The 18,623-nt window shown below is 59.9% G+C and carries 15 protein-coding genes and 1 pseudogene; 10 read left to right on the top strand and 6 right to left on the bottom strand.

What is annotated here, in order from left to right; all coding sequences use genetic code 11:
• The first annotated feature begins 46 nt into the window (after window positions 1-46).
• The 9 genes from CFII64_RS12300 (at window position 47) to CFII64_RS12260 (ending at window position 11,111) form a co-directional block, all read left to right on the top strand.
• Window positions 47-565, top strand: coding sequence for a dimethylamine monooxygenase subunit DmmA family protein (locus CFII64_RS12300; RefSeq protein ID WP_020291103.1), 519 nt, complete (start codon window positions 47-49; stop codon window positions 563-565).
• Window positions 562-1,497 (top strand): PDR/VanB family oxidoreductase, encoded by a 936-nt coding sequence (locus tag CFII64_RS12295; RefSeq protein WP_020291102.1) that lies wholly within the window; start codon window positions 562-564, stop codon window positions 1,495-1,497. Before CFII64_RS12300 ends, CFII64_RS12295 begins: the two co-directional genes overlap by 4 nt.
• Window positions 1,498-1,525: 28 nt before the next feature.
• A complete protein-coding gene (locus CFII64_RS12290) occupies window positions 1,526-2,542 on the top strand; it encodes a DUF3445 domain-containing protein (RefSeq protein WP_020291101.1) in 1,017 nt (338 codons plus the stop codon).
• A gap of 36 nt (window positions 2,543-2,578) precedes the next feature.
• A complete protein-coding gene (locus CFII64_RS12285; RefSeq protein WP_020291100.1) occupies window positions 2,579-3,709 on the top strand; it encodes an aminomethyltransferase family protein in 1,131 nt (376 codons plus the stop codon).
• A 32-nt stretch (window positions 3,710-3,741) separates the two neighbouring features.
• Window positions 3,742-4,608 carry a formyltetrahydrofolate deformylase gene (purU, locus tag CFII64_RS12280; RefSeq protein WP_020291099.1) on the top strand — a complete coding sequence of 289 codons (867 nt, stop codon included), beginning with the start codon at window positions 3,742-3,744 and terminating at the stop codon, window positions 4,606-4,608.
• A gap of 31 nt (window positions 4,609-4,639) precedes the next feature.
• Window positions 4,640-6,007 carry an NAD(P)-binding domain-containing protein gene (locus CFII64_RS12275; RefSeq protein WP_020291098.1) on the top strand — a complete coding sequence of 456 codons (1,368 nt, stop codon included), beginning with the start codon at window positions 4,640-4,642 and terminating at the stop codon, window positions 6,005-6,007.
• 14 nt (window positions 6,008-6,021) lie between these two features.
• The gene (locus CFII64_RS12270) at window positions 6,022-8,364 is read left to right on the top strand and encodes a DUF1989 domain-containing protein (protein WP_020291097.1); all 2,343 of its coding nucleotides are present in this window, start codon (window positions 6,022-6,024) and stop codon (window positions 8,362-8,364) included.
• 73 nt (window positions 8,365-8,437) lie between these two features.
• On the top strand, window positions 8,438-10,114 hold the full coding sequence (locus CFII64_RS12265; protein WP_020291096.1) for an APC family permease: 1,677 nt from the start codon (window positions 8,438-8,440) through the stop codon (window positions 10,112-10,114).
• A gap of 85 nt (window positions 10,115-10,199) precedes the next feature.
• Complete coding sequence (locus CFII64_RS12260) at window positions 10,200-11,111, top strand: bifunctional 5,10-methylenetetrahydrofolate dehydrogenase/5,10-methenyltetrahydrofolate cyclohydrolase (protein WP_020291095.1); 912 nt, start codon at window positions 10,200-10,202, stop codon at window positions 11,109-11,111.
• A gap of 74 nt (window positions 11,112-11,185) precedes the next feature.
• On the opposite strand, the gene CFII64_RS12255 is transcribed toward CFII64_RS12260, so the two are convergent.
• The 5 genes from CFII64_RS12255 to glnT form a co-directional block, all read right to left on the bottom strand.
• Window positions 11,186-12,511 (bottom strand): ammonium transporter, encoded by a 1,326-nt coding sequence (locus CFII64_RS12255; RefSeq protein ID WP_020291094.1) that lies wholly within the window; start codon window positions 12,509-12,511, stop codon window positions 11,186-11,188.
• A 447-nt stretch (window positions 12,512-12,958) separates the two neighbouring features.
• Window positions 12,959-14,302: an FMN-binding glutamate synthase family protein gene (locus CFII64_RS12250; RefSeq protein ID WP_020291093.1), complete on the bottom strand. Its 1,344-nt coding sequence runs from the start codon at window positions 14,300-14,302 to the stop codon at window positions 12,959-12,961.
• 15 nt (window positions 14,303-14,317) lie between these two features.
• The gene (locus CFII64_RS12245; protein ID WP_020291092.1) at window positions 14,318-15,001 is read right to left on the bottom strand and encodes a glutamate synthase subunit alpha; all 684 of its coding nucleotides are present in this window, start codon (window positions 14,999-15,001) and stop codon (window positions 14,318-14,320) included.
• 11 nt (window positions 15,002-15,012) lie between these two features.
• Window positions 15,013-15,918, bottom strand: a complete 906-nt coding sequence (locus CFII64_RS12240; RefSeq protein ID WP_020291091.1) for a glutamine amidotransferase family protein — start codon at window positions 15,916-15,918, stop codon at window positions 15,013-15,015.
• A 132-nt stretch (window positions 15,919-16,050) separates the two neighbouring features.
• Entirely contained in the window at window positions 16,051-17,385 is a 1,335-nt protein-coding gene (glnT, locus tag CFII64_RS12235) for a type III glutamate--ammonia ligase (protein WP_020291090.1), read from the bottom strand.
• Between the two features lie 292 nt (window positions 17,386-17,677).
• Between glnT and CFII64_RS12230 the strand changes: the two genes are divergently transcribed.
• Window positions 17,678-18,283 (top strand): helix-turn-helix domain-containing protein, encoded by a 606-nt coding sequence (locus CFII64_RS12230; RefSeq protein WP_020291089.1) that lies wholly within the window; start codon window positions 17,678-17,680, stop codon window positions 18,281-18,283.
• A 157-nt stretch (window positions 18,284-18,440) separates the two neighbouring features.
• Here the strand turns inward: CFII64_RS12230 and CFII64_RS30145 are convergent.
• Window positions 18,441-18,623, bottom strand: a pseudogene (locus tag CFII64_RS30145) (hypothetical protein); the annotation flags it as partial.

Raw genomic sequence — 18,623 nt, 5'->3', positions numbered from 1 at the left:
CATTCATGCCTGCCCGCCGCCATACGCTCAGCAAGGATGAAAACCCATGCTCGACAGACAGTGCATCGACGACCACCGGCTTCATAACAGCCTTCCCCGCTACGGCGAACCGCAGCCATTGGCAGCGGTGACATATTGTCTGGCGGTCACTCAATCGGCCGAAGCTTGCGCGCCCTTTGTCAGCCGGTTGGGGCAGTGGCGCATTCTTTATGCTCAGGGCGACGGTTTCCCGGAGGATCTGCGCCAGTGGCTCGCCGCCGCCAGGGTCGGCAGTCATCTGTACATCATGGGCGACGAAGCATTTATCTGGCATGTCCACAGTCAGGCGCGGGATGCCGGGCTGCAAGACGACGAGATCGAAATGACGCTGTGCTCGGTGTCTGGCGCTCGCTCCGTCTACTGCGTGCATTGCGGGCTGACTCAGCCTGGTGATGCCGCCGCTTCGCTGCAATGTCGGGGCTGCGATGTTCTGCTGGAAATACGTGAGCATTTTTCACGACGCCTGGGCGCTTATCTGGGTGTCTGCATGGATGCCGATGCCCCCTACGGGAAGTCGCGGTCATGAGCGTCGGTCTGCAAGTGCAGGTCAGTGCAGCACGGATGCTCACGCCCATCGTGCGCGAATTCACCCTGGCTCCCTGCGGGGGAAACCTGCCCGGATTCTCGCCCGGCAGCCACGTGCAGGTGCATTTGCCCATCGGCGAGCGAAACCTGCGCAATGCCTATTCGCTGACGAGCGATCCGGCCAACAACGATCACTATCGGATCGCCGTGCGCTTGCAGGAGCGCTCCCGAGGCGGTTCCCGTTATCTGCACGACAGGGTAAAAGTGGGCGACACCCTGACCATTTCTGCGCCCGCCAACCTGTTCGCCCTGCACTCCACCGGCCAGTTGCACATTCTGATTGCCGGGGGCATCGGTATTACGCCGTTCATGGCGTACATCCAGACTCTGGAGCAACGTCAGGCGAACTTCGAGCTGCATTACCTGTATCGCCCAGGCCTGACCGACGCTTATCTCGATCAACTGCGAACCCGTCTTGGCTCACGGTTGCACGGCTACGAAACCAGCAAGGATTTCGATCCGAAGGCGATTTTCAGCAATCGTTCCCTGGGCAGCCATGTCTACACCTGTGGCCCGCAATCGCTGCTCAACGCTGTCCAGGAGCAGGCCAGGGCGCAGGGCTGGCCGGCCAGTCGCCTGCATTGCGAAGCCTTCAGCGCTCCACAACCCGGCCAGCCACTGGAACTGGAACTGACTCGCAGCGGCAGGCGCCTCCAGGTCGGTGCCGATCAAAGCCTGCTCGAAGCCCTTGAAGACGCTGGTGTGCCGGTGCCGAACCTGTGTCGCGGCGGTGTCTGCGGCCACTGCGTAACCCGCCATCTAGGCGGCGAAATCGAACATCGGGACAATTTTCTCAATGCCGCCGAACAGGCCGAATTCCTCATGCCTTGTGTTTCCCGAGGCTACGGGCCTTGCGTTGCGCTGGATCTTTAGTTTTCCGGATCTTTCAGGAGTCAACATCATGTCCATTCAGTTCAGCCCTAAAGAGACCTACCGCGAAAACTTCAGCTTTCGCAACAGTCCCAAGGCTATCCAGCGCTTCCCTTTCCCGTTCAACGAAGACAGCTACCTGTATTCCGTGAATATCGAGCCGGCCAACTCGAAAGACCCCGGCTCCATTTACGAACACTGGTTCGACATCGACGAACATTACCTCTCGGAAATGGCCGAACGAGCGTTGGTGCTGGACAAGGACCCGGGCCGATATCTGGTCATGCCGCACATGCAGCCCGCCGCGTGGGACGCCCTGCAAATGCTGATGGAGAACCTTTCCCGGGATTACCCCCAGTGGTTCGAGCTGGATCAGAACGGTCAACACTGGCATTGGCGCAACAAGGCGTTGAACATCGATCAACGCTTCATTTTCGGCGATGCCTCGACGTTGCCTTGCGAGCCGCTGGAGTTCATCACCCGGCAGGTCCAGGGGGATTTCGCCCTGCTGGATCAGCGCGATAACGACTTGTTCATGGATGCCGGCATGGTGACCAGCCCCGCCGACTGGTCCCTGGCGTTCGATGCGGGCATGAGTTTCAAGCAATGGCACACGCCCGTGCCCATGGCCAATCAGATGGGCGTCTTCGACCGAGCCTTGAAGTATTTGCTCGCCATGCAGACAGGCCAGCCTGTGCGGCGACTGAACTGGACACTGACCATCAATCCACGCCTGGATTCATCCCCGGAAACCTTTCACGAATGGGGCTCTGATCGCGGCACCGTGACGCCGGATAACGTCGGGCAGCGGGTGCATCTGCGGGTCGAATTGCAGTTCATGGCGCGCCTGCCGCGCAGCAACGGCCTGATGTTCAGCATTCGTACCTATTTGATCAGCATGGACGAACTGGTCACGCAACCGGGCTGGGGTTGCCGACTGCATCGCGTCCTGCGTGATCTGCCCGATCCCATCGCGGACTACAAAGGCATGACCCGTTACCGACAGACGCTGGTCCAGTGGCTGAGCCGCTTTGATCCCCAAGCCTGATTTAACAACCCCTGTTTTCTCGACAAGGACATATTTATGGCCAATTCATGGCGCATTTCTGCACTCGCTGACCGGCATCGCGCACTGGGCTCCAACCTTGAAGACTGGAACGGCATGGGCACCGCCTGGACGTACGACTCTGACCTGGCCGACCACCATGAAGCGATTCGCACCCGCGCCGGGCTGATGGATGTTTCGGGCCTCAAAAAAGTCCACTACGTCGGCCCCCACGCCGAAAGCCTGTTGCAATGGGCGACCACCCGGGACATCAGCAAGCTGTACCCCGGCAAATCCGTATATGCCTCGATGCTCGACGAGGAAGGCAAGTTCGTCGATGACTGCATCGTTTATCGCACTGGCCCCAATGCCTTCATGGTGGTTCACGGCGCAGGCACCGGGCACGAGATGCTGGTGCGCTCGGCCCAGGGCCGTCAGGTAGCGATCCTGTTCGACGATGACCTGCACGACTTGTCACTGCAAGGTCCGCTGGCCGTGGACTTTCTGGCCGAGCACGTACCCGGCATTCGCCAGCTGCCCTATTTCCACCACATGCAGACCCGGCTCTTTGACCGGCCAGTGATGATCTCCCGAACCGGCTACACCGGCGAACGCGGTTACGAAATTTTCTGCAAGGCCGCCGATGCTCCGGCCATCTGGGACCGGATTCTTCAAGAAGGGACAGGCATGGGCATCATTGCTTGCGCGTTCACGGCCCTTGACTGGCTGCGCGTTGAAAGCTCGCTGATGTTCTTCCCTTACGACAACTCCCAGATGTACCCCTTTGCCGACCAGAAAGCGGGCGACACGCTGTGGGAAATGGGCCTGGACTTCACCGTCTCCCCAGAAAAGCTCGAATTTCGCGGCGCCGAAGAACACCGGCGACTGCGTGGCAAGGAGCGATTCAGGATCGCCGGCGTATTGCTCGACGGCGTGCGGGCCGCCGAAGCGGGCGACACCCTCTGGCATGAGGGCAAACAGGTCGGCGTGGTGACCTGCGGCATGTACTCGCGCTTGACCAAACGCTCCATGGCGATTGCCCGGATGAGCGTTGCCTGTTCCGTCCCCGGCGTCGCCCTGGAACTGCGCGGCAGCCAGCAGACCGGTGCGCTGACCCACGCCCTGCCCTTTGACGACCCGCAGAAAACCAAACGCACGGCCAAAGGCTGATCAGGTCCGCCGATTTGCACAGGAGCAGCTCCATGAGTACCCCAGACGAACATTACATCCTCAAGATCAATTGTCCGGCCGCCTCCGGGATCGTCGCGGCGATCACCTCGTGCCTGGCCGACCAGGAGTGCTACATCAGCGAGCTGGCGCAGTTCGACGATGAATTCACCGGGCAGTTTTTCATGCGTGCGGTGTTTCGGTTCAACAAGCAGGCGGTCGCCGACATCGACGCGCTGAAACGGCAATTAAGCAGCCTGGCCGGCGGCTTCGATATGCAATGGAAGTTGTTCTGCACCCGCCAGCCCACTCGCGTGCTGTTGATGGTCAGCAAGTTCGACCATTGCCTCACCGACCTGCTGTATCGCCACCGCAAAGGCGAAATGGATATGCAGATTACGGCGGTGGTCTCCAACCACCTTGATTTGCGAGCCATGGCCGAGCGTGAGGGCATCCGCTTCATTTATCTGCCAGTGACCAAAGACACCAAGACCAGCCAGGAAGCGGAACTGATGCGCATCGTTCAGGACACCCAGACCGATCTGGTGGTGCTGGCGCGCTACATGCAGATTCTGTCCGACGATCTGTGCAAACAGCTGTCAGGGCGTGCCATCAATATCCATCACTCGTTCCTTCCCGGCTTCAAAGGCGCCAAGCCCTATCACCAGGCCTATGACCGCGGCGTGAAGCTGATCGGTGCCACCGCCCACTACGTCACCAGCGACCTGGACGAAGGTCCGATCATCGAGCAGGAAATCCAGCGAGTCGACCATACCCATCTGCCGGATTCGCTGGTGGCCATCGGCCGGGACACCGAAACCGTGGCGCTTTCCAAGGCGCTGAAATATCACCTGGAACACCGGGTTTTCATCAACCGGGACAAGACAGTGATCTTCCGCTAAGCGCTCCCTTCGAACATTACGAGGCACGACCATGACCCTACGCGTGGCAATCATCGGCGCCGGCCCTTGCGGCATGGCACAACTTCGAGCGTTTCAATCAGCCCGTGACAAGGGCGTGGTGATCCCGGAACTGGTCTGCTACGAAAAGCAGCAGGACTGGGGCGGCATGTGGAATTACACCTGGCGCACCGGCCTGGATGAAAACGGCGAGCCGGTGCACGGCAGCATGTACCGCTACCTGTGGTCCAACGGCCCGAAAGAGTGCCTGGAGTTCGCCGACTACACCTTTGAAGAGCACTTCGGCCGGCCCATCGGCTCTTACCCACCTCGGGAAGTGCTGTGGGATTACATCAAGGGGCGCGTGGAGAAAGCCGGTGTACGCGACTACATCCGCTTCAATCACGTCGTGCGTCAGGTCAGCTTCGACGAAGACACACAACGTTTCACCGTCAGCGCCCATGACTACACCCGTGATATCACCAGCAGTGAGGAGTTCGATTTCGTCATCAATGCCTGTGGGCATTTCTCGACGCCGAAAGTCCCTCACTTTCAGGGCTTCGAGCAATTCGCCGGACGGATTCTCCACGCCCATGATTTTCGAGAGGCGCTGGAGTTCAAGGACAAGGACCTGTTGATTGTCGGTAGCAGCTATTCGGCCGAGGACATCGGCTCCCAGTGCTACAAATATGGTGCGCGCAGTATCACCAGTTGCTACCGCAGTGCGCCCATGGGCTACCAATGGCCGAGCAACTGGGAAGAAAAACCGCTGCTGCACCGCCTGGAAAACAACCGTGCCTGGTTTATCGACGGCACCAGCAAGCACATTGATGCCGTTATCCTGTGCACCGGCTACAAGCATCACTTCCCGTTCCTGCCTGACGAATTGAACCTCAAGACCGATAACCGTCTTTGGCCACGGAATCTGTACAAGGGCGTGTTCTGGGAAGCGAACCCGCGCCTGATCTACCTCGGCATGCAGGACCAGTGGTACTCGTTCAATATGTTCGACGCCCAGGCCTGGTATGCCCGTGATGTGATCCTGGGGCGTATTGCACTGCCTTCCCACGCCGACATGTTGGCGGACAGCCAGCAATGGTATGAGCAGGAACAGCTGCTGGAAACCAACCAGCAGATGTTTGAATACCAGGGCGCGTACATCCAGCAGCTGGTCAATGCCACGGACTACCCCGACTTCGATATCCCGGCCGTCAACGAGACCTTTCTGCACTGGAAGCATGACAAGGCCGCAGACATCATGGGCTACCGCGACAAGTCCTACCGTTCATTGATGACCGGCACTCAGTCACCGCCCCATCACACGCCCTGGCTGCAAGCCTTGGACGACTCCATGGCGGCGTATCTGGGTGAGCCGGCTTCCTCTATCAAGTCGGTCGGTTGACGCGGAGCGTGAACATGAATGCTCCTCGCGTTTCCCGCCCCCGGGAACCCGGTCTGTTTGCCCGCGCGCCGCGAACCGAACGTTATCGCGTCGCTGTGGGCGGGCTGACACTGATCGAGCTTTACCCTGGCGACCGCCTGCAGGTGATCGATATCGAAGGGCGGCAAACCTGCCAGATGCTGGTCATTCAGGCCAGCGGACGCAACGCGCTGGGCGCCTGGGGTTTGAGCCAGTCACCGGCCTGCCGCTTTATCAATGAACGTCTGGCGAGCGGAACATTGCAAGCGCGGCGCATCGACCAGGCCTTGCACAAGCGCGGCCTGGACTGGCGCCAGTTGCCGGGCGCGACCTTGTTGTGGGGCGATGAAGCGCCCGCCGGGCACCATCGTGACTTTGTCGCCGATGAGCCTCTGCTGATCATCGTAGGCGCACAAGACGGGCCGACCCCCGTGGATCAGCAATACCGCCCCAGCGAACTGCGTCTGCTGGTTGAACGCGCCGCTGCATCACCTATTCTGCTGCCGGCCTTGCCGGAACCGCTGGGCGAGCTGATCGACGAGTTCACTATTGAGGCCGGAACAGCCAAGGGCTACAGCGTTGCCAAAGGCCAATATATCCAGGTGCTGGACGTTGCCGGTCGCCAGTGCTCGGACTTTGTTGCTTTTGATCGACGTGCACTGGACCGGGGCCTGGAGCTGGATCTGGACCAGACCGTAACCCGCACCCTGAATGGCAGCGCTTATCCGGCACCGGGCCTGTTCGGAAAATTCTTCGACCGTCGGATGCAGCCGATGCTGGAAGTGGTGCGCGATACCGTTGGCCGACATGATTCCTTCGCGCTGGCCTGCGCCGCGCGCTACTACGAAACCCATGGCTACTTCGGGCACGCCAACTGCAGTGACAACCTGAGCCGGACCCTGACGCCTTTTGGCATACAGCCACGCACTGGCTGGCCAGCCATCAATTTTTTCTTCAATACCGGCATTGACGCGCACCAGCACATGACCCTGGACGAGCCGTGGTCGCGCCCCGGCGACTATGTGTTGCTGCGCGCCATGAACGATCTGGTCTGCGGCAGTTCTTCCTGCCCGGATGACATTGATCCGGCCAATGGCTGGAACCCGACCGATATCCATATCCGCATCTACAGCGAAAAGGAGCACTTTTCCATCGCCATGAGCACTCGAACCACTGCCGACGCCGATCCGGTTCTCACTCGGGAATCGGGATTTCACTCGCGCACCAAGGCCCTGACGGGCAGCTTCGTCGATTACCGCAACTGGTGGTTACCGTTGCGCTATGACGGATTCGGCGCCATCGACGAATACATCGGTTGCCGGGAACGGGTGGCGGTCATGGACCTGACTGCCCTGCGCAAATTCGAAATCCTGGGTCCGGACGCCGAAGCCCTGTTGCAGTATTGCCTGACGCGGGATATCCGGCGTCTGGCAATCGGTCAAGTGGTGTATTCGGCCATGTGCCATGAGCATGGCGGCATGCTTGATGACGGCACCCTGCTGCGTCTGGGGCCGGATAACTTCCGCTGGATCTGCGGTGAGGATTACGCCGGTGTCTGGTTGCGCGAACAGGCACAAAAGCTGGGCATGAAAGTGTGGATCAAGTCGGCCAGCGATCAGATTCACAACCTGTCGGTACAAGGCCCACTCAGCCGCGAACTGCTCAGCCAGATGATCTGGACGCCGTCCACTCAACCCGGCGTGGACACACTGGGCTGGTTTCGCTTTCTGGTGGGTCGCCTGGACGGTTACGACGGCTGCCCGCTGATGATCTCCCGCACGGGCTACACCGGCGAGCTGGGTTATGAAGTCTGGTGCCAGCCACAGGATGCCGGACAGGTCTGGGATCGCATCTGGCAACTGGGCCAGCCCCTGGGCATCGTCCCGTTGGGTCTGGAAGCGCTGGATATGCTGCGAATCGAAGCCGGACTGATCTTCGCGGGCTATGAGTTCACCGACCAGACCGATCCATTCGAGGCGGGCATCGGTTTCAGCGTGCCCCTCAAGAGCAAGACTGACGACTTCATTGGCCGCGACGCGCTGATCCGGCGCAGCACCCATCCGGCTCACAAGCTGGTGGGGCTGCAATTGAGCGGAAACGAAGGGGCTCAGCATGGTGACACGGTGTACAGCGGTCGAGCCCGGGTCGGTGTCGTGACCAGTGCCTGCCGCTCGCCCTTGCTGGCCAGCAATATCGCGCTGTGTCGCATCGACGTGGCCTGCGCCGAGATCGGCACAGAACTTGAAGTTGGCAAAATCGATGGCCTGCAGAAGCGCATCAGCGCCAGGGTCACGGCACCGATTTTCTACGACCCGGACAAGGGCCGGGTACGGAGCTGATCGGCAAACGAGCAAGTGCGCCAAACACTTTGACTGCCCCACGATAACTCTACTCAGACATGGGAATACAAAGATGCAAGCGACTACGTTCGAGACCGTACCGCAGGCCGCGCCTTCGGTCGGCCTGCACCGCAAGATCGATTGGCGTGGGGCTTTCTGGGTGGCCAGTGGCGTGCCTGCACTGGTGCTGTTTTCCATCGGTGCGATTGCCGCCACGGTCGGCAAACCCGCGTGGATCGTCTGGATCGTTTCAATCCTGTTCGGTTTTATACAGGCCTTCACTTACGCCGAGATCGCCGGTCTGTTTCCACACAAATCCGGAGGTGCATCGGTGTATGGCGCCATCGCGTGGGTGCGTTACAGCAAGTTGATCGCTCCGGTTTCGGTGTGGTGCAACTGGCTGGCCTGGTCCCCGGTGTTATCCATTGGCTCCGGACTGGCAGCCGGTTATATCCTCACCGCACTGTTCCCCGCCGACGCATTGATCAACACCTGGCAATTGACGCTGCTGGATCTGGGCTGGATCAAGAGCGGGCTGTCACTGCGAATCAACGCAACCTTCGCCATTGGCCTGCTGATCCTGCTGGGCGTGTTCGCGGTCCAGCACGGCGGCATTCTGCGCTCGGCGCGGCTGACTCTGGTGCTGGGCATCACCTCACTGATCCCGCTGTTATTGGTCGGTGTGGTGCCGCTGCTGACCGGGGATGCCACCCAGGCCAACTTCCTGCCACTTTATCCCCTGGCTCGCGACGCGGCCGGACAAGTCATCGACGGCACCTGGGATATCTCCGGCTGGTCGTTGATGGCCGGAGGCCTGTTCATTGCCGCGTGGTCGACTTACGGCTTCGAAACCGCGGTGTGCTACACCCGGGAATTCAAAGACCCCAAGCGTGACACGTTCAAGGCGATTTTTTATTCCGGTCTGCTCTGCATTGTCGTGTTTACCCTCGTCCCGCTGGCCTTCCAGGGCAGTCTCGGTCTGGGTGAGCTGGTCACACCCGCAGTGCTCGACGCCACCGGTGCAATCGTGACCCCGGCGGTCTACAGCGGCCTGCTCTCCCCCGGCATCTACAGCGGCATGGGTGTCGGCCAGGCGATGGCGGACAGCATCGGCGGCGGCAAAGTCGTGGCCAATATCGTGCTGATCATGCTGATTCTCGCCACGCTGCTGGCGATCATGACGTCGATGTCCGGTTCATCGCGCACCCTGTATCAGGCTTCAGTGGACGGCTGGCTGCCCAAATACCTGGGCCGCACCAATGAGCACGGCGCACCCACGGCCGCCATGTGGACTGACTTGTCGTTCAACCTGCTGTTGCTGCTGATGTCTGACTACGTGTTCGTGTTGGCCGCCTCCAACGTCAGTTACATCATCTTCAACTTTTTGAACCTCAACGCCGGCTGGATTCATCGCCTGGACCGCCCGGACTGGGTTCGCCCCTACAAGGCACCGACGCTGCTACTGGCGGCCGGTGGCGTGCTGAGTTTCGTCAATCTGGCCTGCATGGGCCTGGGCGCCGACATCTGGGGCGCCGGTACACTGGTGACCGGGCTGATCCTCGCGGTGCTGATCATTCCCGTCTTCTGTTTCCGCCACTATCTGCAGGATAAAGGGACGTTTCCCCAAGCGATGCTGACCGACCTGCATCTGCAGGCCGACGCAGGCGTCAAACGCGCAGGCGTACTGCCTTATGTCACGCTGATTGCAGGTGCACTGGTGGTGTTCTTCTGCCACCGACTGGTAGCCTGACGCCCCCTTGCAACTCCTCGCGATGGAACACTGCGGCCCGGTGTCCATCGCTTCCCCCGCCATCAATACCAAGGTGACTCACCCCATGAGCGTTTCCCCTGCATTCGCCCGGGACATCGACGGCAAAGCCATCGCGGCCCAGGTCCTCAGCGAAGTCAAAGATGAAGTCGGCGCATTGGCCCGACAGCAGATCCATCCCGCGCTGGCGGTGCTGCTGATCGGCGACGACGCCGCCAGCCAGGTTTACGTGCGCAATAAACTGCTCAGGGCTGAAGAAGTGGGTATCCGTTCACTGGAATACCGCCTGCCAGCCAGCACCACGCAAGCACAGGTGCTGGCACTGATCGCGCAATTGAACGCCGATCCAGCGGTCAACGGTATTCTGGTGCAACTGCCGTTGCCTTCGCAGATTCAGGAACACATCGTGATCCAGGCCATAGACCCCATCAAGGATGTGGACGGCTTTCATCGGCAAAACGTCGGCGGGCTGGTGCAGGGGGCGACGGTGCTGACGCCCTGCACGCCCAGCGGTTGCATGCGCCTGTTGTACGACACATACGGCGACTTGAGCGGCCTGCATGCCGTGGTGATCGGTCGCTCCAACATTGTCGGCAAACCCATGGCAACCCTGCTGCTGCAGGCCAATTGCTCGGTCAGCGTGGTGCACTCACGTAGCGTCGACGCAGCGGCCTTGTGCCGGATGGCCGACATCGTGGTGGTGGCCGTCGGCCGTCCGCAAATGATCGATGCCAGTTGGCTCAAGGCTGGCGCGGTGGTCATTGATGTGGGGATCAATCGTATCGAGACGCAGACGGGCAGCCGTCTGGTAGGGGATGTGGACTATGCCAGCGCGCGCACCGTGGCCAGCGCGATTACGCCGGTGCCCGGCGGTGTCGGACCGATGACCATCGCCTACTTGCTGAAGAACACCGTCGTCGCGACCCGGTTGCAGCTGGAAGCCTCCACAACCAGCGCGCCAGACCTGCAGTTTGCGTAACGCAGCATAAGCTTCTGTCAGATAGACACGACAACGCGGGTTCAATCATGAACCCGCGCGCTAGGCAGCCGACCTTAGTGGTTATAAGCCCGCTCGTTATGCTCGGCCAGATCCAGCCCCATCTCCTCCACCGACTCATGGGCGCGCAGGCCGACGATCACGTTGACCACTTTCAGGATGATCCAGCTGACCACGAAGCAATACACCGTCGTCATCAGCACGCCTTTGATTTGCGCCACGACCTGGCTGCCCATGGTCACGCCTTCGACCAGCCCACCCAACGCCGGTACACAGAACACGCCGGTCAGCACCGCGCCGATCATGCCGCCGATGCCGTGCAGGCCGAACACGTCGAGGCTGTCGTCATAACCGAAACGCTGTTTGAGGACGGTCACGCTCAGGTAGCAGAACACCCCGCAGAGCAGACCAATCGCCAGTGCGCCGCCGACTCCGACGTAAGCGCATGCTGGCGTAATCCCCACCAATCCGGCCAACGCGCCACTGGCCAGGCCCAATGCACTCGGCTTGCCGACCTTGAACCACTCGGTGAACATCCAGCCCAGAATCCCGGCACAGGCGCCCAGTTGCGTGTTGAGCATGACAATTCCTGACAAGCCACTCAGACCGCCGCCCGAGCCGATATTGAAACCGAACCAGCCGACCCAGAGCATCGCTGCGCCAACCATGGTCAGGCTCAGGTTGTGCGCTGGCATCGGCGTGTTTTGATAGCCTTTGCGTTTGCCGAGGATCAAACAGGCGGCCAATGCCGCAACGCCTGCGTTGATATGTACCGCCGTGCCGCCGGCGAAATCCAGTACGCCCCAGTTGTGCATCAAGGCGCCCGCGCCTCCCCAGACCATGTGCGCAACCGGTGCGTAGACCAGGGTGAACCACAAGGCCATGAACAGCAGCGCGGCGGAGAATTTCATGCGCTCGGCGAAGGCACCGGCAATCAGCGCCGGAGTAATGATCGCGAAGGTCATCTGGAAGGTCACGAACACACCTTCCGGAATATCGCCCACCAGACTCTCGGCAGTCATCCCGGACAAGAACGCCCGGCTCAGCCCGCCGACAAAACTGTTGAAGCTCACTTCACCTTCCACCATGTTGGTGGTGTCCACGACCATGCTGTAGCCATAGATCACCCACAACACGCCCACCAGACCGGCCACGCCGAAACACTGAGTGAACAATGACAGCATGTTCTTGGCTCGCACCAGACCGCCATAAAACAGCGCAAGGCCCGGCAGACACATGAACAACACCAGCACAGCGGCGGTGATCATCCAGGCGGTGCTGCCGGTATTGAGGGTTGGTGCGTCGGCCGCATGGGCCAACGGACTGATGAGACTCACAGCCAGTAAAGCGAGAAGGGATTTGCCAGGTAGACGGTTAACCATTTTCGAAGCTCCTGCAAATGAATGGAAAGTGTCTGGCAGTGAGCAAAGTGAAGTGCGGCGTCGGCCTTTTCGGCCTCTTTTAATTCAACGCAAACTCGCTCCTACGGATCCAAATCCGACGCGAGACCAACAGTGGATTGCACGGTGTCGGCCGGCACGCAGGATCCGTACAGACTGTGTGAAAACTACTGCGCTCGGCAATACTGCGTTAAAAACAGGCGGAAAATGCTCATTTAGAACACCTAGACTCCGCTTTTCCGCCTGTTTTTGCCTTGTCTTGCCTTCGCTCGTGACGTTTTCACACAGTCTGCGTAGGACCGGTTTTAGCCGGGAGGGCGGAATGTCTGACGACGCAACCGCTGCGAATGTACCGGACTCCTCCCGGCTAAAGCCGGTCCTACGGGGTGTGTGATGAGAATCAAGACGGTATCTACGGTTCTTGAGCGATCAGTAACCGGTAACCGCCCCCGGAATCCAAGATGTACCGGCCAGTGGCACTCGCGCCATGGCTGCCGATTCGACCGTCAGCGCTACCAGATCCTCCGGATCGAGGTTGTGCAGGTGCGACTTGCCGCAGGCGCGGGCCATGGTTTGCGCTTCCAGCACCAATACCCGCAGGTAATTGGCCAGACGACGTCCGCCTTCTACCGGATCAAGGCGTTTGGACAGTTCCGGGTCCTGGGTGGTGATGCCCGCCGGGTCGCGGCCGTTTTGCCAGTCGTCATAGAAACCCGCGGCCGAGCCGATTTTTTTCAGTTCTTCATCCAGGCGTGGATGGTTGTCGCCCAGCGCGATCAAGGCCGCCGTGCCAATTGCAACCGCATCGGCACCCAGCGCCATGGCCTTGGCCACGTCAGCACCGTTACGAATGCCGCCGGAAACGATCAGCTGAACCTTGCGGTGCATGCCCATCTCTTGCAACGCCTGAACCGCTTGCGGGATGGAGCACAGAATTGGCAGGCCGACGTGTTCGATGAAGACTTCCTGAGTCGCTGCCGTGCCGCCTTGCATGCCATCGAGCACGATCACGTCAGCACCGGCTTTGACCGCGAGCTTGACGTCGTAATACGGGCGGCTGGCGCCGATTTTCACGTAGATAGGCTTTTCCCAATCAGTGATTTCGCGGATCTCGGCAATCTTGATTGCCAGATCGTCCGGGCCGGTCCAGTCCGGGTGGCGGCAGGCCGAACGCTGATCGACACCAATCGGCAACGTTCGCATACCGGCCACACGCTCGGTGACTTTCATGCCCAGCAACATACCGCCGCCGCCCGGCTTGGCGCCCTGCCCCAGGACAATTTCAATGGCATCGGCCTTGCGCAAGTCGTCCGGGTTCATGCCGTAGCGCGACGGCAGGTATTGGTAGACCAGATGCTGCGACTGGCCGCGCTCTTCCGGGGTCATGCCGCCGTCGCCGGTGGTGGTGCTGGTGCCGGCGATGGTCGCGCCACGGCCCAAAGCTTCCTTGGCGTTGGCCGACAGCGCGCCGAAGCTCATGCCGGCGATGGTCACCGGGATCTTCAAGTGCAGCGGCTTCTTGGCGAAACGGTTGCCGAGGATCACATCGGTGCCGCACTTCTCGCGGTAGCCTTCCAGCGGATAGCGGGAAACGCTGGCGCCGAGCAGCAATAAGTCATCGAAATGCGGCAGCTTGCGCTTGGTACCGCCGCCGCGAATGTCGTAGATGCCGGTTTCGGCGGCACGCTGGATTTCCTGAATGGTCAGGCGGTCGAACGTGGCCGACTCGCGTAGAACCGGAGGTGCTGCTTTTGGAGTTGTAGGCTCGGACATGGTGGTTCTCCTGGATCAGTACGCGGAGGCGTTATCGACTTTGAAGTTGTACAACTGGCGGGCCGAACCGTAGCGCTTGAAATCAGCCGCCTGATGCTCGAAACCCGCGCGGTTGAGCAGCGCTTGCAGCTCTTCCAGATGCTCGGCACGCATTTCTTTCTCGATGCAGTCCGAGCCCAGGGATTCCACTGCGCCCTTCACGTAGATGTGGGTTTCGTACAGCGAGTCGCCCAGCGCATCGCCGGCGTCGCCGCAGACCACCAGTCGCCCGGCCTGGCCCATGAAGCAGCTCATGTGACCGATGCTGCCGCCGACCACAATGTCGATACCTTTCATGGAAATGCCGCAGCGCGCCCCGGCGTCACCTTCGATAACCAGCAAGCCGCCGTGGGCCGTGGCACCGGCAGCCTGGGAAGCGCTGCCTTTAACGCGTACGTATCCGGACATCATATTTTCGGCGCAACCGACGCCGACGTTGCCGTGCACAGTGATCGACGCCTTCTGATTCATGCCCGCGCAGTAGTAACCGGCGTGGCCCTGGATATCGATGGACACCGCTTCGTTGACGCCAACCGCGAGGTTGTGCGCGCCGTTGGAATGGGTGACGACCCATTCGCGATCCTGAACATTGTTGACTTGATCGTGCAGCGCCTGATTCAGCTCACGCACGGTGGACGTGGAAAGATCGATAGTTTTCATGTGTGCGCTCCTTAAGCCGACTCGCGTTCCCAGATGTACATGGTGGCCGGAGCCGGTTCCCAGACTTTGGCGTTTTCGATGCCCGGCAGGCTCGACAGCGCCTGATATTCCGAGGCCATGGCCACGTAATCGTCGGTTTCGGCGAGGATGGCCGGTTTACAGGCAATCGGATCGCGAATCACCGCGAAGCCATTGCGCGTGCCGATGGCGAAGGTGAAGAAGCCGTCCAGCGCTTCCAGCGAGCTGTCCAGCGCGGTCTTCAGCGAGTCGCCCTGTTGCAGGCGCCAGGCCAGGTAACCGGCGGCGACTTCGGTGTCATTTTCGGTATCGAAATTGATACCTTCGCGACGCAGTTCCTGACGCAGACGGAAGTGATTGGACAGCGAACCGTTATGCACCAGGCACAGATCGGAACCGGTGGAAAACGGGTGACTGCCTTCCATGGTCACGGCGCTTTCGGTGGCCATGCGGGTATGGCCGATGATGTGGCTGCCCTTCATGTTCCCCAGGCCGAACCGCTCGGAGATTTCCCGAGGCAAACCCATGCCCTTGAGGATTTCAATGCTCTTGCCAGCGCTCATGATGCGTACGCTCGGCGCCAGCTCGGCCAATGCGGCGCGCACCACAGCTTCTTCAGCCTTGATCTTCAGCACGATGGCGCTGGCGTTCTGAAACCAGTCCAGAGACGCGCCGAGACGGCCTTCCAGTTCGCCAACCAGTGCCTGGAAATCGTAGTCATCGGTGGTGGCCTGCAAGGTCAACTTGATCCAGCCATCACCCACTTCATCGCCATAAATGGCAAAACCGGCGCTGTCCGGGCCACGATCAGTCATGGCTTCGAGCATCGGTTCAAACAACTTGCCGAGCTGGGATTCCAGCTTGGGGTTTTTCAGATATAAGCCAACGATTCCGCACATAGCCTCACCTTGTTCGGGAGCGGTTAGCTGCAAGCGTTGAGCTGCAAGCCGACCGTGTTTATAAATAAGTTTTCGTATTCGCCGCAGACCGCTTCTGCTTGCAGCTTGTGGCTTGTGGCTTGAAGCTCGTAGCTAGAAAAATTCGGTATAACGCTTGATCTCCCAATCACTCACATGGCGGCTGTATTCCACCCATTCCATGCGCTTGAGCTTGATGAATTCACCGACGATTTCCTGGCCCATGACTTCGGCGAACAGCGGGTCGGCTTCCAGCGCATCGCAGGCTTCTTTCAGCGATTGCGGCAAGGTGCCGATGCCGCGTGCGGCGATTTCTTCCAGGCTCAGGCTGTAGAGATTTTCATTGCAGATCTGGTCGGGTTCCAGTTGACGGTCGATGCCGTCCAGCCCGGCGGCGATGATCGCGGCGCTGACCAGATACGGATTGCAACCGGCGTCCGGCAAACGAAATTCCAGGCGGCCGTACGGCACGCGGACCATGGCCGAACGGTTGTTGGCGCCGAAGGCAATAAACGCTGGCGCCCAGGTCGCGCCGGACAACGAGTTGCCGACTACCAGACGTTTGTAGGAATTCACGGTCGGCGCAGCGAAGGCACACAGCGCCGGGCCATGGGCGAGCAGACCGGCGGCAAAGTGATAGGCCATTTTCGACAGGCCCATGCCGTTCTTGTCGCTGGCATCGAAGAACAGATTCTTGCTTTCGGCACTGGCGATGGACAGGTGAAAGTGCATGCCGTTGCCTGCACGTTTCGGGTCCGGCTTGGGCATGAACGAGCAAATCATGCCCATGTCATTGGCGATCTCACCGGCCGCCATGCGGAAGAAGGTGAAACGGTCCGCCGACTCCATGGCATCGCTGTAGGTGTAATTGATCTCGAACTGGCCGTTGGCGTCTTCGTGATCAATTTGATAGATCTCGAAACCCACCGGTTGCAGGGCTTCGGTCAGACGCTCAAGAAACGCACGGGACCGGGACAGGCCTTTGTAGTCGTAGCACGGCTTGTCGAGGTTATCGCTGGCGTCTACCAGTTGCAGCTTGCCGGCTTCATCCCGGCGCATCAGGTTGAATTCAGGCTCCAGGCCAGTATTCAGCGTCCAGCCCTTGTCTTTGAGGCGCTGAACCTGCTGCTGCAACACATATCGGCTGTCATACGGATGCGGCTTGCCATCCACATGACCGATGCACACCACCCGGCCATAGCCCGGTTGCCACGGCACCGGCGTCAGGGTCGACAGATCGCCCTTGGCCATGAAGTCCGGACCATGCGGCTCCATGCCCATGCCGCAAATGGCGAAACCGGCGAAACCCGCACCGGCTTCCGCCACGGCTTCAAGACCGCAGATCGGCACCGACTTGGTTTTCGCGGCACCATGGATATCGACGAATTGCGCCAGCACGTATTTGATCCCGTGTTCCTCGATCAAGCGCTGTGTTTCTGGTGGCAACATGCGAATTCACTCCTCGCGAATGGCAAGCGTTGTAGATAAGGATCGCTTTCCAACCGCCTTCTCTCGACAGCATATTCCGAGAAGGAAAGTTAGTTTCCCTAGAGGAATGCAAAGCCCTTGCCACTTTGGTACGCCAAGAGACAAATGGAGTGAGTGCAGGAATTTCTGCTGTATATATGGGAAACTTGTTTTCCCCGTGGGAATAACCAGACGCTCGAGCATTGACCAGCCGGGCAACTCGCACATTCCTGGTGCGAAATAAAGATTAATGAACGGAAAGTGTGCAGACCTGATGAACATGCCGAACGAACCCGAACCCAAGTTGAAACTCGAGCAGTACCTGGGCATTCAGATCAAGCGCCAGCGTCAGGCGCAGGAATTGAAACTGGCCGATGTGGCGCGGATCGCCGGCATCAGCCAGGGCATGCTGAGCAAGATCGAAAACGCACAGGTGTCCACCAGCCTGGATAACCTGAGCCGTCTGTGCGATGTGCTGGGCATGCCCATGTCGAAGCTGTTCGCCCAGTACGATCAGAAAGGCAGCAGCGCCTTGCTGGTCAAGGCCGATGAAGGACTGGAAGTGGTCCGGCGCGGGACCGAGAAGGGTCACACCTATCACTTGCTCAACCACACGCGTGGGCCGAAGAAGAGTTTCGAGGCGTACATGGTGACCATGGACGACGCCAGCGAAGAGTTCCCGACCTTCTCCCATCCCGGCACCGAGTTCCTGCACCTGCTGGAGGGCGAACTGGTGTATCGGCATGGTAATCAGCTGTACCGCATGCAGGCGGGCGACAGCCTGACCTTCGACGGCGATATTCCCCATGGTCCCGAAGAGTTGGTCAAAGTACCGATTCGTTTGTTGTCGATCATGAATTACGGGGCGCAGGGGGAGTAAGGCCAGTCCGCGCTGTAGCGAATTTATTCGCGAGCCGTTCGTGGTGGCGACACAGATTTACGGCGTTAGCGTGGACCTCTTCCCGGATAAATCCGGTCCTACAGGGGGGATGCGTACATATCCGTTATCGCGGTAACGGCCACTTAGGGTTGCGCTTTTACAGCGCCTCACTTTTGAACAGCCCAAAAGTAAGCAAAAGGCTCATGCCCCACCACTTGGTGCCTCGCTTGGGCTCGGCATACCCGTAATTCGACATTGATTTGCAGGGCCGCCGCAAAGGGCCATCCCTGGCCAGTGCGGCTAAACCGACGTCCTGCCGGTTTACCCTGCAACTCAACAT

Origin of the sequence: Pseudomonas sp. CFII64 (assembly GCF_000416235.1) — a bacterium.
Classification (GTDB): Bacteria; Pseudomonadota; Gammaproteobacteria; order Pseudomonadales; family Pseudomonadaceae; genus Aquipseudomonas.
Note: the sequence above shows the minus strand (reverse complement) of the source record. Positions and strands in the feature narration are given on the sequence as shown.

Coding starts and splice junctions, on each gene's coding strand:
- CFII64_RS12300 (WP_020291103.1), top strand. CDS start 47: ATGCTCGACAGACAGTGCATCGACGACCACCGGCTTCATAACAGCCTT.
- CFII64_RS12295 (WP_020291102.1), top strand. CDS start 562: ATGAGCGTCGGTCTGCAAGTGCAGGTCAGTGCAGCACGGATGCTCACG.
- CFII64_RS12290 (WP_020291101.1), top strand. CDS start 1,526: ATGTCCATTCAGTTCAGCCCTAAAGAGACCTACCGCGAAAACTTCAGC.
- CFII64_RS12285 (WP_020291100.1), top strand. CDS start 2,579: ATGGCCAATTCATGGCGCATTTCTGCACTCGCTGACCGGCATCGCGCA.
- purU (WP_020291099.1), top strand. CDS start 3,742: ATGAGTACCCCAGACGAACATTACATCCTCAAGATCAATTGTCCGGCC.
- CFII64_RS12275 (WP_020291098.1), top strand. CDS start 4,640: ATGACCCTACGCGTGGCAATCATCGGCGCCGGCCCTTGCGGCATGGCA.
- CFII64_RS12270 (WP_020291097.1), top strand. CDS start 6,022: ATGAATGCTCCTCGCGTTTCCCGCCCCCGGGAACCCGGTCTGTTTGCC.
- CFII64_RS12265 (WP_020291096.1), top strand. CDS start 8,438: ATGCAAGCGACTACGTTCGAGACCGTACCGCAGGCCGCGCCTTCGGTC.
- CFII64_RS12260 (WP_020291095.1), top strand. CDS start 10,200: ATGAGCGTTTCCCCTGCATTCGCCCGGGACATCGACGGCAAAGCCATC.
- CFII64_RS12255 (WP_020291094.1), bottom strand. CDS start 12,511: ATGGTTAACCGTCTACCTGGCAAATCCCTTCTCGCTTTACTGGCTGTG.
- CFII64_RS12250 (WP_020291093.1), bottom strand. CDS start 14,302: ATGTCCGAGCCTACAACTCCAAAAGCAGCACCTCCGGTTCTACGCGAG.
- CFII64_RS12245 (WP_020291092.1), bottom strand. CDS start 15,001: ATGAAAACTATCGATCTTTCCACGTCCACCGTGCGTGAGCTGAATCAG.
- CFII64_RS12240 (WP_020291091.1), bottom strand. CDS start 15,918: ATGTGCGGAATCGTTGGCTTATATCTGAAAAACCCCAAGCTGGAATCC.
- glnT (WP_020291090.1), bottom strand. CDS start 17,385: ATGTTGCCACCAGAAACACAGCGCTTGATCGAGGAACACGGGATCAAA.
- CFII64_RS12230 (WP_020291089.1), top strand. CDS start 17,678: ATGAACATGCCGAACGAACCCGAACCCAAGTTGAAACTCGAGCAGTAC.